We start from the raw sequence: 13,788 nt of genomic DNA on the forward strand, positions 1-13,788 counted from the left end.
CGGTGCTCCGACCTGAGATCCTTTGTCGCCTACGACCCCGCCTGTAGTTCGTGGAGTTCTCTCGGCTTCAGCTTGTGTAACGGCGCAGCGTGCGCCAACTATATTTTCCCTTCCCTTAAATGACGGGTGTGTCATTGAGCGTCGTGGCCGAATTGAGCTTTCCCGAATGGACCGAGTACCGCAAGAAGAACGGACTCGACCCGCTGGGGATGCAGAACAGTAGCGTGCATCTCTACCAAACGCTTATACCCGGCATCGGTAACGTGACCCTACGGATGCGATACTATGGATTGTACGCTTGGCTGAGTTGGGTCTATGCCAAGCGCATCGGCGACACCAATCCTAAGGCCTGGCAGCGGATGATCCGCCGCACCGAAGCACTCTATGCGCTGATCGCTCAGCGCCGCGGCGATGAGGGGGGCGTCACCGGTACCGAGTGGGCTCAAGAGAAGCTCAAGGATTCAACGAGCCGTACGATCGACTTCGCGGAAGCCGCGAAAACCAGAAGGGAGACTTCGGACTACTATTTCGCGGTCGATTGGGGCGCCTATGGGCTTGCTTACGCAAGCCAGCTCTTTCAAATCGGCATCTTCGACCCGTCGCGGGAACATGCGATCGCCATGCCAAGCCTCGAGCTCGGCGAGAAGCTGGCCCAAGCCTTTGATAAGGAGATGGGAGAGTTATCCGCGCCATTCTATGAGGCTATCCAGCGAGGCAAGGTCTCCCTTCGCGAGCTTGACGTGTTTGCACGTCTTGCGCCATCCGGGATCCGAAAGGGCGGGCCTGAGCGAAAGCTCTATGAAGACATTCTCTTTGCCCGAACGGGTCCGCAAGACGAAGAGGCTATATCGCGGCGCTCAAGCCTGCTGTTGATCCTGAAGGTCGCAGAGCAGATCCAGCGTGCTCCGACGCCAGATGACGTTCGGTGGCTTCTTTATGCGGGTAAGGACCGGAAGGGCCAGTTGTTTGCTCCGGGCACAAAAGAACTTGAGGCTCAGATCGAGAGGTGGCGTATCTACCAGGCAAACGATCTTTGCCACGTTGCTCTCGAATGCCTCCTCAAATTCATTCTCGACAAGCTAGGCGACTACCCGCGTGGCATTGCCCCGTCGGCGTTGATCGCGCAATGCGTTGAAGACGTCACGTCAACGACGGGAAATCCGCCAGCCTCGTGGAATGCTTTCGTCGCCGGCTTGGACGCCGTTGAAAATACTGGCGATCCGTCTGCCGCAAACAGCGAAGCAGCTCTCGCAGCGGCTATAATGACCGCTCGCCGAGTGGCCGACTACTGCTCAGCCGAAATTGCCCGGAGCGCGCTCACGCTCCTTGCGCTCCTGCACCGAAGATTCCGTCAAAATACGCAGGCGGTTACCGAAGAGCTGAAAACCCTCGATCTCACGGCATTCCATTCGTTGCTCACCGAGGGGCGGTATCTCGATCAATTCGGTGACACCCCGTTTTCGGATGCCGTGGCGCGGATCATAGAAGAGCGCGTGATACGTCGGCACTTGTGGGTCGCCCTCCGGAAATTCCAGCGTCAGGGCGACTACACTTTTTTGATCGAAGCAGACGACGGCCTCATTTGGCTCCGGGAGAAGGACGGTCCCGTGTTCACAAACCCGAGGCTAGGTCCGGCTATCCGGTTTCTTCGCGATATTCATCTGATCGACGACAACGGTCTTACGCGCCGCGGTGTGGAGGTGCTTCAAGCGTCATGAAACTTTACGAACGCTTTGGGGAGCGTGGCTACCACACCAGCATCATCACTAGTTTCGGGGTCGATTTTGACACCTATGAGAGCGTTGTCCTGTCACGCCTTAAAGGCGCAGGCTGTCGGAACAACATCCTTCTCTGCGATGCGGCTCTCCTCTCGCACAGTCTTGTAGACTGCTCCTCGCCGCCACGTTCCGCAGGACGCCAATATACCGTCAATGGTGTATCCGCAACCGGCGCATTCCATCCGAAATTGGTCGTCCAGCTAGGCAGAAATGGCGGCAGGATCATTGTCAGCTCGGCCAACATCACGGCGACAGGCCTCGCTGGCAACCTCGAATTGGCTTGTGAACTTGCTTGCGGCGCGGAAGATACCGCTGAACAGCGCCTCATCGCGCAAGCTTGGACTTATGCGCTGCGGCACTGTGACCGAACCGGCCACGCGCTCGATGCGCAAATCGCTTGGGCCGAAGCCCGTTCGCCGTGGCTGCGGCGCGCGTTGCCGACAACGGAAAGCATCACCCTCAATGACGGCTCGACGGCCGCTCTTCTCACCACGGGCGAGCCCAGAGGAATCGGCGAAAGATTCGCCGACCTTGTCGATGGGGAGTCCGTGCGGCGCCTTATCGTCGTTAGCCCTTATTGGGATCCGAACCTTAGGGCCCTGAGTTTCATCGCCAAGAGGCTATCGTCGCCAAAGATCGACTTGCTCATTGATGCGCAAACGGAACAGTTTCCAGTATCAGCCCTGAAGAAATTGAAGGGCGTACGGCTCTTCGACCGCAAGGAATTTCGCAAAGGCCGCTTTATGCACGCAAAGATCTTGATCGCACAAACGCGCAAGGCAGACCACGTCCTGTTCGGAAGTGCTAATTGCACCCTTGCCGCGCTGGGCGAGAAAGGCTTTGCGGGCAGCAATGAAGAAGTGTCTATGTATCGGCGGTATCCGCCGGGATCGATAATCGAAACGCTCGAATTATCCGAACTGCTGAATCCGAGCCGCGAGATCGATCCTGCCGACTTAGAGGAGGGCGAAGCCAACAACGATATTGATCTTGATGCCTGGCGCAGCCGATCGCCTGGGCGATTTGAATGCAACTATGACACGTTGATGTGGATGCCGCCAGCGGGTATCGACCCAAATTCCACACCCGCGATCAAGCTGTTCAACAGCGATCAGAAGGAGCTGGATTGCCGTCTCGGCCCAGTCTCTATCCGCGGGAATGTGAGGCAACACCAATTGATGGGCCTGACAGAACTGCCAGCCTTCGCCGTCTTGCAGTATGCCGACGGAACGCGCTCCACACCGGCCATCGTGACCCTCATCGACAAAATCCGGGAGACAGCCAGGGAGGCGCGTTCCAAACAGGCGGAAAACGCGATCTCCGAGCTCAATGAAGAAACCGAGGAGAGTTTACTGTTGCTTGACGTACTCGACACGTTGGAGTCGGCAGAGCGTTTGTTGCAGACAGAGAATAAAGGCTTATCCATCAAGCGATCGAGCAAGAAAGGTGGGGAAGAAACCGCTCGGCCGGACAAGTTTAGAATACTCACCTATGAAGAGTTTGTCGCCGGGCGTAGGCCTCGGACCGATAGCGTTTCGACTGGAAGGAATAGTCTGAGCGCTAGTGAAGCGTCGCTGGTACGCGGTTTTCTCAATAGGATTCTAGGTATCGAGAGCGCAGATGCTCATGCGGATATCCACGTCCGGCAAAACCTCGACAAAGCGTTTGATCTTGGCGATGAAACTACTAACGCCGAAGATGCGGTGAAGCGCGGCGAGAGTTTCGAGGCAGAAGCCGATGACGTATCGCCCGAGGAAAAGCGGCGCGAACAGCGACGACAAAAAACAGCGCAGAGAAAGGCCACGCGCGAGCAGGTTGTCGATGCTGTCAACGCCTTCGGTGACCGGATAGCCGAACGTAAAAAAGACGGCGCTCTTACGACGTTCGATATACTGCGCTTGCGCGCGTTGCTGATGATCGTGGCTGCTGCCGGCTGGAGTGGCAAGGACGTTGACACCGGCGAAACACAAGCAAGGACGTCGTTGCAAGTCCTGCCCGTACAGGGCGGAGGAGAAAGCTGGCCCCGCCTTCTTGGGCGCGTACTCTTTTGCTTCTTCGGAGGCCCCAATCCCGCTATCCGGCAGGTGAAGCTTGATGCGCTGCATGACCAGCTCACAGATGACGTTCTGGAATGTTGGGCAACCTGTTTCTGGTGCCTCCATGCCTCCCTCCGCGCGCCAGTTTCGAAAGACGAATACGCCACGCTCGCCAAGCACATGGTCTCCCTCGCTGAAAAAATCTACCGGCTGACGGGAATGGACGAGGCAGAGTTGCGAGGAGCCGAGGTTGAGCTGCTGATGCGCCGATTGTCCGAGCGATTCAGTATTCGCTTGGGACTTGATGCTGGCACGCTAGCAGACGCCCATCAGGCGCTTGTACGGAACATCTTCAAGGGAAAGAAAACGACATTCCCGTCGCCTGCGAGAGCACCAAGTACCACGGGTTAGGGTCACAAGCGTGTTCTGGCCTGGATCAAACTTGCCTTCTTGAGACCAACAGGCGGACGAAACGGCGACTTGATGTAGGGAATGCTCAAGCAATCGCTACATCGTAAGCGCCTGCGGCGGCTTTCCGCGCCTCATATTTGAACTTCATAGTCCTTAGCACCAGCTACCCCGTTTGCGGTCTTGCTTGCGACCACAGCTGGTTTGCTTCTTTGCTTTCGCCATTGCTAACGACTTCCTTATTCTTTCCGCAATGCGCGAATCAGGGCTTGGGTTCCTCAAGCAACGGCCGACTTTGTCGCAGCCAGTTGATCTGGCACCTGTCGTGCCCTACCATTTGTGGTTGAGTGCTGGGGAGGTGTTGCCGGTGAAGATCAAGAGCGTCTGGATAAAGAACTTTCGTTGCTTCGGGCCAGCCCGAAAGATCAGATTTGAACCCGGGGTCACTGCTTTCGTTGGAAACAATGGCTCCGGGAAGACCGCGGCCTTCCAAGCGCTGTCCCGATTATTCGGCGTAACCCCCAGCCAGCGGGTCGTGCGACGCCAGGACTTCCATATCGGCCCAGACGAGGAAGAGCTTTCCTCAGGCACGACTTTGATTATCGAATGCATTCTGGCGTTTCCAGAACTCGAAGGAATGGACCTGGACGCATACAGTGACGCCGTTCCCGAATTCTTTCTGCAGATGGCAGCATCGGCACCGGGCGAGCCGCTAAAGGTCAGAATTCGCCTTCAGGCGACCTGGACGGATGACGGAACGCCGGATGGAAGCGTCGATGAAGACGTTCGCTGGGTAACGACGCTCAACGGCGAGTACGAGTGGGACGAATGCAAGAGAGTCCAAGGCGGAGAGCGCAGTGCTATCCAGCTTATTTATGTCCCAGCCTCACGCGACGCGGCAACGCAGGTCACTGCCCTGCTCAAAGGGCGCCTCTGGCAGGCTGCCAAGTGGTCAGCCGACTTCCGCACGAACACCGCAAACACAGCGGCAGCAATTCAGACGGCCTTTGAGCGCGAGGAACCCTTGAGATTTGTGATCGAGCGCTTGACGAAGCGATGGAATCAAATTCATGAGGCCGACACGGACAGCACCCCGGCATTGCGTCTCGTCGAGGACCGCTTTGAAGAACTGGTGCGTAAAGCTGAGTTCGCGTTCTATCCGGATGACGCGGCCCGGGAACGTTCGCTTGAAGATCTGAGTGATGGACAGCGATCATTGTTTCATATCGCGCTGACCGCAGCGACGCTGGAGGTTGAGAAGGATGCATTCGCGCTGCCGCCTGGCGAGGCTTCATTCGATCAGGAAAAGCTCAAGCGCGCCGCTCTGACCTTGCTTGTCATCGAAGAACCTGAAAACAGCCTTTCACCGTTCTTCCTCTCCCGTATCGTCGCTCAGGCGCGGGACATAGGAGCGCTGGAGGCCGCTCAGGTATTTCTATCCAGCCATTCGCCGGCGATCCTAAGCAGAATCGAGCCCGCTGAGGTTCGTTATTTGCGGCTTGTCCGTCCCTCTCGCAGAACGGTAGTTCGGCAACTTACACTTCCGACCGACGATGAGGATGCGAGCCGCTACGTCCGGCTCGCTGTACGAGCGCATCCGGAACTGTATTTCGCTAGGTTTGTCATTCTGTGCGAAGGCGATTCCGAGCGCATCGTCATTCCTCGCATCGCCGAAGCGAAGGGAATTCCCCTTGACCCATCATTTGTGGCCATTGTGCCGCTTGGTGGAAGGTATGTGGGGCACTTCTGGAAGCTGTTGACCGACTTGCACATCCCACACGCAACTTTGCTGGACCTAGACTTGGGGCGCGTTCACGGCGGTGCCAAGGCGATCCGGAACGCAGTTGCGAACCTGCAGGCAATCGATGTCGATCTTGGCGAGATTGATCAGGAAGCTTTGGATGCGCTGGACGATGGGGACCTCCTCGATGATTTTGAAGACAAAGAGTGGGTCCAGCTACTCCGCCGACATGGTGTCTATTTCTCCCATCCGATCGATCTCGACTTTGCCATGCTGCGGCGGTTTTCCGAATATGAGATGGTCAATCCAGGAGGCCGCGGCCCGCGCCGCACGGCAGAGGCGATCCGGGAAAAGAAGGCTGTAACACTCAAGACCGGAGGAAATCCGGCCCTTTACGGCGACGCGTATGATGATGAGTTCGTCTGGTACCCATATCTCTTTCTTAATAGTAGCAAGCCAGAGACCCACCTCGCAGCGCTCAGTCGAATCGATACAGTGGAATTGGCCGGCGATCCGCCTCCGGAAATCGCGGCGCTGATCGATCGCGTCAAGGAGCGGCTCGGACTGGATGGCGCCGAGGAATGACCTTCGTCGATCCCGAGACTTGGCGGCCGCAGGGCGTCGATGACCTTGAACCGCGCGCATGGGAAGCGCTTCGCGAAGTCGATCGAAGCGTTTTGGTCACGGCTGGGGCTGGCGCCGGGAAAACCGAGTTCCTCGCCCAGAAGGCCGCGTATCTTCTACAAACGGGTCTATGTCGCGCCCCAACGCGCATTTTGGCGATCAGCTTCAAGCGAGACGCTGCACGAAACCTTTCGGCCCGCGTCGAGAGCCGTTGTCCCCCGGAACAGTCGCGGCGCTTCAATTCGTTCACGTTCGATGCGTTTGCCAAGAATCTTCTCGACCGCTTCCGGCCCGCGGTGCCGCGTCCATATCGGCCGCTCCAGGACTATCAAATCGTCTTCCCGTATCGCGACGACTACGCCGAATTTCTCGATCGGCACGGGTTCAACCAAATAAGCGCCGTTCAGCTCGAAACCGCTATCGCCCGCACCCGTTTGCCGCTTGATGAGGATCCCGAAACACCACGTGGCCGAGCGGTGTTGGCCTATTGGCGGGAGCAGTATCGGGACGAGGAGACGCTCCTGTCGTTCGCAATGATCAACCGGATCGTCGACCTGACGCTGCGGGAGAATCCAGCGATCAAGAAAGCTCTTCAACAGACGTTCCCTCTCGTCTTCCTCGATGAATTCCAAGACACCACGCATGCGCAGTTCGAATTGCTGCAAGCTGCCTTCGAGGGCAGCAATGCGAAGTTCACTGCGGTGGGGGATAACAAGCAGCGAATCATGGTGTGGGCGGGTGCCATGCCAAATGCCTTCGAAAAGTTTGAAGAGGAGTTCGGCGCCAGCCGCATCGCTCTGCTGTCGAACTGGCGGTCGCACGCCGACCTCGTCCGCGTCCAGCACGCAATTGCGTGCAAAATTGACCCTCACGCCGAGCCTCCGGATGCAAGGGGCCGGCTTGAAGTGGATGGAGACGTAGCAGCCATTTGGGAATTCCAAACAACGGAAAGCGAGGCTGCAGGGCTGGCAAACTGGATCGCGGGTCAAGTCGAGGCCAACATCGTTCGGCCTCACGACGTGGCCATTCTGGTACGAATGCGCGCGAACGAGGTCGAAGCGAACCTGTCGCCGCATTTCGCAGAACGGGGACTGCGCTTGCGGAACGCCGCTCGCAACGTAGGTGAGATCGCCATCCAGGATCTTCTTGGTGAAGACCTCACTGGACTACTTCTTCCGCTCCTACGATTGGCTTCAACCAATCGGAGCTCGCAACATTGGAACGAGGCGCTCCAAAGTCTTCACTTTCTCGCAGCCGTCGACCCGGCTGATGAGGCTGCTCAGGACAAGGTTCAGCAGAGGTTGACGCAGTTCGTTCGAGAACTCCGAAAGGAGATGCGGGCCCTCGAACCCAACGCGGAAACCGCCGCAGTCGCCGCCGGCCGTGCTCTCGACTTCCTGGGAGTATCCGTCGTCAGGCAAATGTTTCCCGCTTATCGCCGTCTAGCTGACTTCAACCGGGTTTGGGAAGGCTTTGTCGAATTGTTGCGGGAATGCGTCGAAGTCGCCAATGACTGGCCATCCGTTCTCGATGAATTCGAGGGTCTCGGCCAAGTGGCGCTTATGACGATCCACAAAAGCAAGGGCCTCGAGTTTCACACCATGATCTTTTACGGCCTCGACAATCAGACTTGGTGGAGTCTGACGCCGGACCGGCTCGAGGAGCTAAATTCGTTCTTCGTTGCGTTCACCAGAGCCAAACAACGCGCCTTTTTCACGCTATGTCGTGAACGAGGGCAGCCTGTTGCATGGATCGAAGAACTGCTCGCACCGGTTGGCGTCCGCCGAATTGCAATGTAGCCGCATCTGGTGCGCATCCGCTCTGCGGACCAGGTTCTATGAGCAAGCTCACCGAGCCCGTTCTCAGGGCGGGCACTCGGGACAAGTGTCGCCGAACGATTCCAGCACCTCCCGAATCTCGGCCGCGGCTTGGTCAGCAGACAGCCCCACCGGTGGATATTGTTTCGCGTTTTCCAGCGCTCTGTCGCGGGCTTGAGGGTCGGCACGATCTTTCATCCAACCATGCTCCTCGCATTCACGGACGGCACCTGCGTCTTGGAGTACGGAGATCGCCCAACCACGCGAGGTTCGGATTCCCGGCCTTCTTTCTCTCGTCATCAGCATGAAGATCGCTCCTGCCGGACGAATCCTCTCGTCCCTTGCTCGTTCCGCGCGCTTAGCACGGGGCAGGGATTCCATTTTGCGGAGTCTGAGCTTGTCCACGTGTTCCGCAGGCCTGTGTAGAACCTACCCTGGGGCCGGTGGATCTTCCTTCTCGCCGGTGGCGACGATGTTTAGCATGCCGTCGGGAAGAGCGCGTTGCAGCGCTTTGGCCTCATCCCAGGGCGCCCGCAGCCAGGTGTCGTATTCTTCGGCGGTCGTCAAAATCACTGGCATTGCCTTTGGGTGGACGCGTTTCACCTCCGCGTTAGGTTCGCAGGTCAGGAAGCCGAATACATCGGCTGTCACTGGGCCTTCCTTAACCTTCCGCACGGATGTCCAATTTGTCCAGATGCCCGCGAAAGCGGAGAGGGGGCGAGACTCGTCAAGCGCGAACCACACCGGCACCTTCTTCCCGTCCACGGTGTCGTACTCGGAAAACGAAGTTAGGGGGACCAGGCAGCGATTGTCCGGCCCGAGCCATCGCTTCCAATGTTTGCTACTGGTATTGCGGATGTTGGTCGTGCCGCCGTCCGGCTCCATCCGCAGCAATTCCTTGAAGTCGACCGTCTTGCCTTTAGCCTGGAGCTTCTCGGCTCGCTTTTTCGCCGCTTGCACCAGCGTTTCCGAGGAAGACGGCATACCCCAGCGCGCCATGGCGACTTCACGCCCGTGTGGCACGTTGCGGACGATCGGGGCCGGGTAGTCTGGGAAAATGCCTGGCATGCTCGGCAAGTTGCCGACGCTGCTGTTGAGCGCGTCGAACAAGCGGCGGATCGCGTCCACGTTCTTGGTCATCGAGTAGAGGTTGCACACGTTCAGGTCTCCGGCGGTGCCTGGCGGGGACGGCTTGTCAGTTGCAGGAGGGTGGCCGCGGGCCGTCGGCCGGCCTTAGCACACTTGCTGCAACGAAGCCGGCTCGCGAGGTCCTGGACCAATGTTGTTGGGGGATGACTCAGCGCAGCCAAGTCGACGTCCCGCTTCGTCTTGCAGCGCGAGCACTCAATCTCGAGCCAGGAGTATCCGCCGTTCACGGCTTGGTCGATGGTGGGGGACGGATCGATCGGTCCTCCATCGGCCCACATCTTTTCGTTCCACGACTCGCAAAGCAGCTTGTCGGCCTGACGGATGAGTGCCTCGCCTTTGGCGCGGGCTTCAGCCGACTGCGAGCCGAGGATCGCGGTCATCGCACGGGCTCTGCTGAGCTCCTTCCCGAGAGCCTTTCGGCCGCTCCCGGAAAGGGGTGTTGGATGGTGCTTCGGGGCCATTCGCCGTGCCTAGTCGAACGTTGGCCAACAGCCATCCTCTTCGTAACGCCCTGTCCGATGCGTGCAGGTATTGTCCAATAGCCGCCTGCCGAGCTCCTTCCAGATCGCGTCTGCACCGTACACACGTGTGGCGTCTACCTTCTGGATCTCGACCAGCCTGCCGCATCGGCGGCATCCCACCCGCAAGACATGGTGAGGAATTTGACTTAGCCGCAGCGCTCTGGGGAAGGAGGGAGCCGGCCCTGTTTCGACGCGAGCGTCTTCCAGAAGAGCCTGCCAGTATTCCGGCGGAAGATCGGCGTCAGGAGCCAATCCAGGGAGCCGCATCGAATGTCGGCGGGCAGCAGCGGCCATCTTTTCCATCTGCTTCGGATTGGGCATGCGCCAGCTCGCGGGTCGATCAGACATACCCCAATTAGAACATAACAGGAACGAAAGAGTCGATACCCTTCCGTAGAAAACGTGCAGTGGGCTTTCTGGCTTGTCGGAACCCGGCGCCTCCATTCGTCTTGAGTCAGGTATTCCAAGACCGGAGTTCTGCGTACATGGCACCGCGCGCCAATTGGAAAGGCTTTCTGCGATTGTCTCTGGTGACCTGCCCGGTCGCGCTTTATCCCGCCACCTCGGAGAGCGAGAAGATTTCCTTCAATCAGCTCAACCGGCAGACCGGCCATCGCATCAAGTACCTGAAGGTCGATGTGGACACCGGCGACGAGGTGCCGAACGAAGACATCGTCAAGGGCTACCAGGTCGAGAAAGATCAGTTCATCGAGGTCACGAAAGAGGAGCTAGAGGAGATCGCGCTGGAATCAACACGCACCATTGAGATTGATGAGTTCGTCGACAAGCGCGACATCGATCCGCGCTACCTGATCCGACCCTACTACATCCGCCCTGACGGCAAGGTCGGGCACGACGCCTTCGCCGTGATCCGAGAGACCATTCGCGAGATGAACAAGGTGGCCATCGGCCGGGTGGTGCTGACCAACCGCGAGCACATCATCGCGCTTGAGCCGATGGACAAAGGTCTGGTCGGCACGCTGCTGCGCTATCCGTACGAGGTGCGTAGCGAGGCCGAGTATTTCGACGAGATCCAGGACGTGAAGGTTACCAAGGACATGCTCGATCTCGCCAAGCACATCGTGAACCAGAAAGCCGGGCGGTTTGAGCCTGAGAAATTCGAGGATCACTACGAGACCGAGCTGATCGATCTCATCAACCAGAAGCGCGCCGGCAAGCCGATCACGCCGAAGTCCAAGCCGACGGCGACGAACGTCGTCGATCTCATGGAAGCTCTCCGTCGATCCGTTGGCAAGGAGGGCCCGCCGGCGAAGGCGCCCAAGCCGGCCAAGAAGCCGAAGAAGGCCTCCGCCGGGCAAAAGGAAATGCTAATGCCGATCGAAGGCAAGAAGCCGAAGGAGGCAGCGGCGAAGAAGGCGGCGGCTCGGCCGCAGCAAAAGTCGGCCTAATGGCCATCGTATTCATCACCGGCGGCACCGACGGACTCGGTCGCGCAGCGGCCCAGTCGCCTCTCCATGGCGGCCTCATCCGGCTCGCGAGGCGGCCGATCCCGCATTTCAGGATAACCTCATCGCGCAACTGAGGAGCTGACAGGCGTACCGCTTCTCCAAGCTTATGATCGCGGCCAGTGTTCGTTTCGACGTGTGGAACCTCAATCGACGCTTGAAAACCTGAGGTGTGATGGCTGTCGAGCCAAGGGGCAGTCCGAGTGCCGTGCCGCCAGTCGGCAGCCAGCTCGAACATCATTCCGACAAGAGCGAATTCTGTAGTGATCTCAGAAGCTAAAAGGCTGCTAATTGTCGGAATACCTGTTGAGACCGCAGCAGAAATTCGAAGACTTCCAAGCTGAAGACGAGGGTGCCATGTCCACCGAAGTGTTGGTCCGTACGGCAGAGCTGAAAGGCTCCTTTAGCAGTTGATCTGGACCTTTCGTCTCGACGACTGCGATAAGTTATTGAAATAACAGCAAATGCGAGCGCCCTCCGAGCGCACCAAGCGCGTAAGTCATTGAAGTATATGATAGTTTCTTTTTGAAGCTACTCGAAGAGCACTTATTCGCCGTCGTAACCTACTGGAAAGTGGTGCGCCGCCCTAAAGAGATAACCGCACGCAGCCTGAAGGCCGCATCTTTTTCGCGCTATGGTGTCCAGCCCTCTAGTTGCGGTCAGCCAGCTAAATCCGTCTGGCCCATTTCATCACTGTTCTGACGAGCACTGGGATTCTAGTGCGCTCCATGCCGCGTCGTCCTGCCAAGATCACTCAAGGTGAAATTGCTCGCGTGATCCGCGCCGCCAAGGAAGCTGGCGCAGCGGAGGTGGTGATCGACGGTGAGGGGCAAATCCGTATTCCGTTATCATTGAACGGAGTGGCTTCGCCTCCATCACAGGAGTGCGACGACGGTCAAGCCTGGACGCCATCCGTGCTCGCAAGAAAGAAACGGTGGTCATCTCGAGATGCCACGTCCTGGCCGGATATTCCAAAACAGCTACTCAGACTCGGTCGAGCAGTTGGTAGAGGATGAGAAGCCAGAATGCCTGTGGGCGGAAAGACATCCCAGCCGATCGGCGCAGCAAGCTTGCGCTCTGGATTGTCCTTGTTCATTGCCTTCTGATGAAATCGGTTTTGGTGCGACACCCTTGCTGTAGACGCGAACGTCTGATCGACCATCCAACACCGCTTTGGATTTCCTTGGGCAAAACCTATATTATCGCCTTATGAGAACGGCCGCTAAGCTCGAACTCGATGCCGGCACCAAGACATTTGCCTCGGGCCTCCTGGCTGATTTGATAGACGCGCTGCGCCGCAGCCGTAAGGGCGACCTGGTGGCCTTGATCAGCGGCGATCCAAGCATCGGCCCCGACCTTGAGGCATGGTGTCGCTTCACCCGTAACAGTTTGGTTGACGTGGCGGTCGAACAAGGTCGCACCCGCTGGGTAGTTCGGTACGGAGAGGCTCCTCAAAGCGTCGAAGATCGGCCAGTCGGCTCTCGTCTATGGCTTTATACGAACTTCGACTGCAACCTAAGCTGCGATTACTGCTGCGTGCGCTCCTCACCCAAAGCTCCGCGGCGGGCTCTTGGTATCGAGCGCGTGCGACGTATCGCTGTCGAGGCGGCCGAGCTCAGTGTGGGGGAAATCTTTGTGACCGGCGGCGAGCCATTCATGTTGCCAGATATCGGCGAGATCCTTGCCGCATGCGCGGCGGCGGCGCCGACCACGGTCCTCACCAACGGCATGCTGTTTGCCGGACGTCGGCTCGCAACGCTGCGCTCATTGCCGCGCGAGCGCGTAACATTTCAGATCAGCCTGGATAGTCCGACGCCGGAGCGCCACGACGGCCACCGTGGAAAGGGAACCTGGGCACGCGCCTTGAGAGGAGTTGAGCTGGCGTGCGCCGAAGGATTCCGGGTGCGATTGGCGGCGACGGTGTCAAGTGACGCGGAAGCCGAGGAATTCCGCAGCTTCCTGGATGCCCATCACGTCAGCGAGGAGAATCGCGTAATCCGGCGGATTGTCCTGCGAGGCTCCGCCACACAGGGCATTGCGTTGGCTAGGGCGGATCTGGTTCCTGAAGTAACGATTACCGCCGAAGGCGTGTTTTGGCATCCGGTCGGCGCAGAGGATAAGGACCTGCTGGTCAGCCACGACATCTTTCCGCTCGCCGAATCCTTTGCAGCCGTGCGCCGTGCCTTTGATCGCGAAAATGAGCATCAGCGCCGGTTGGCAATGATCTTCAATTGCGCCTGATAGGGGC

At 58.4% G+C, this 13,788-nt stretch carries 9 protein-coding genes; 6 read left to right on the forward strand and 3 right to left on the reverse strand.

What is annotated here, in order from left to right:
- Positions 1 to 134: 134 nt before the first annotated feature.
- From ACNJX8_RS18385 to ACNJX8_RS18400, 4 genes are all read left to right on the forward strand, one after another.
- Entirely contained in the window at positions 135 to 1,718 is a 1,584-nt protein-coding gene (locus ACNJX8_RS18385) for a hypothetical protein (RefSeq protein ID WP_439361599.1), read from the forward strand.
- Positions 1,715 to 4,225: a hypothetical protein gene (locus ACNJX8_RS18390; protein ID WP_439361600.1), complete on the forward strand. Its 2,511-nt coding sequence runs from the start codon at positions 1,715 to 1,717 to the stop codon at positions 4,223 to 4,225. The genes ACNJX8_RS18385 and ACNJX8_RS18390 overlap by 4 nt, the downstream gene beginning before the upstream one ends.
- Before the next feature lie 184 nt (positions 4,226 to 4,409).
- Positions 4,410 to 6,548 (forward strand): ATP-dependent nuclease, encoded by a 2,139-nt coding sequence (locus ACNJX8_RS18395; protein ID WP_439361601.1) that lies wholly within the window; start codon positions 4,410 to 4,412, stop codon positions 6,546 to 6,548.
- Positions 6,545 to 8,386 carry a UvrD-helicase domain-containing protein gene (locus tag ACNJX8_RS18400; protein WP_439361602.1) on the forward strand — a complete coding sequence of 614 codons (1,842 nt, stop codon included), beginning with the start codon at positions 6,545 to 6,547 and terminating at the stop codon, positions 8,384 to 8,386. The genes ACNJX8_RS18395 and ACNJX8_RS18400 overlap by 4 nt, the downstream gene beginning before the upstream one ends.
- A 63-nt stretch (positions 8,387 to 8,449) precedes the next feature.
- Here the strand turns inward: ACNJX8_RS18400 and ACNJX8_RS18405 are convergent, their stop codons facing one another.
- The 3 genes from ACNJX8_RS18405 to ACNJX8_RS18415 form a co-directional block, all read right to left on the reverse strand.
- The gene (locus tag ACNJX8_RS18405) at positions 8,450 to 8,710 is read right to left on the reverse strand and encodes a hypothetical protein (protein ID WP_439361603.1); all 261 of its coding nucleotides are present in this window, start codon (positions 8,708 to 8,710) and stop codon (positions 8,450 to 8,452) included.
- A gap of 123 nt (positions 8,711 to 8,833) precedes the next feature.
- Positions 8,834 to 9,562, reverse strand: a complete 729-nt coding sequence (locus ACNJX8_RS18410) for an SOS response-associated peptidase (protein ID WP_439361604.1) — start codon at positions 9,560 to 9,562, stop codon at positions 8,834 to 8,836.
- Positions 9,563 to 9,564: 2 nt separating this feature from the next.
- Positions 9,565 to 10,014: a hypothetical protein gene (locus ACNJX8_RS18415; protein WP_439361605.1), complete on the reverse strand. Its 450-nt coding sequence runs from the start codon at positions 10,012 to 10,014 to the stop codon at positions 9,565 to 9,567.
- Between the two features lie 545 nt (positions 10,015 to 10,559).
- On the opposite strand from ACNJX8_RS18415, the gene ACNJX8_RS18420 reads away from it, so the two are divergent.
- Together ACNJX8_RS18420 and ACNJX8_RS18425 are read left to right on the forward strand one after the other, a co-directional pair.
- Positions 10,560 to 11,483, forward strand: coding sequence for a Ku protein (locus ACNJX8_RS18420; protein WP_439361606.1), 924 nt, complete (start codon positions 10,560 to 10,562; stop codon positions 11,481 to 11,483).
- Between the two features lie 1,266 nt (positions 11,484 to 12,749).
- Complete coding sequence (locus tag ACNJX8_RS18425) at positions 12,750 to 13,781, forward strand: Rv1681 family radical SAM protein (protein ID WP_439361607.1); 1,032 nt, start codon at positions 12,750 to 12,752, stop codon at positions 13,779 to 13,781.
- The last annotated feature ends 7 nt before the right edge of the window (positions 13,782 to 13,788 follow it).

The organism is Bradyrhizobium sp. SPXBL-04 (assembly GCF_051853035.1).
GTDB classification, from domain to species: Bacteria; Pseudomonadota; Alphaproteobacteria; order Rhizobiales; family Xanthobacteraceae; genus Bradyrhizobium; species Bradyrhizobium zhanjiangense.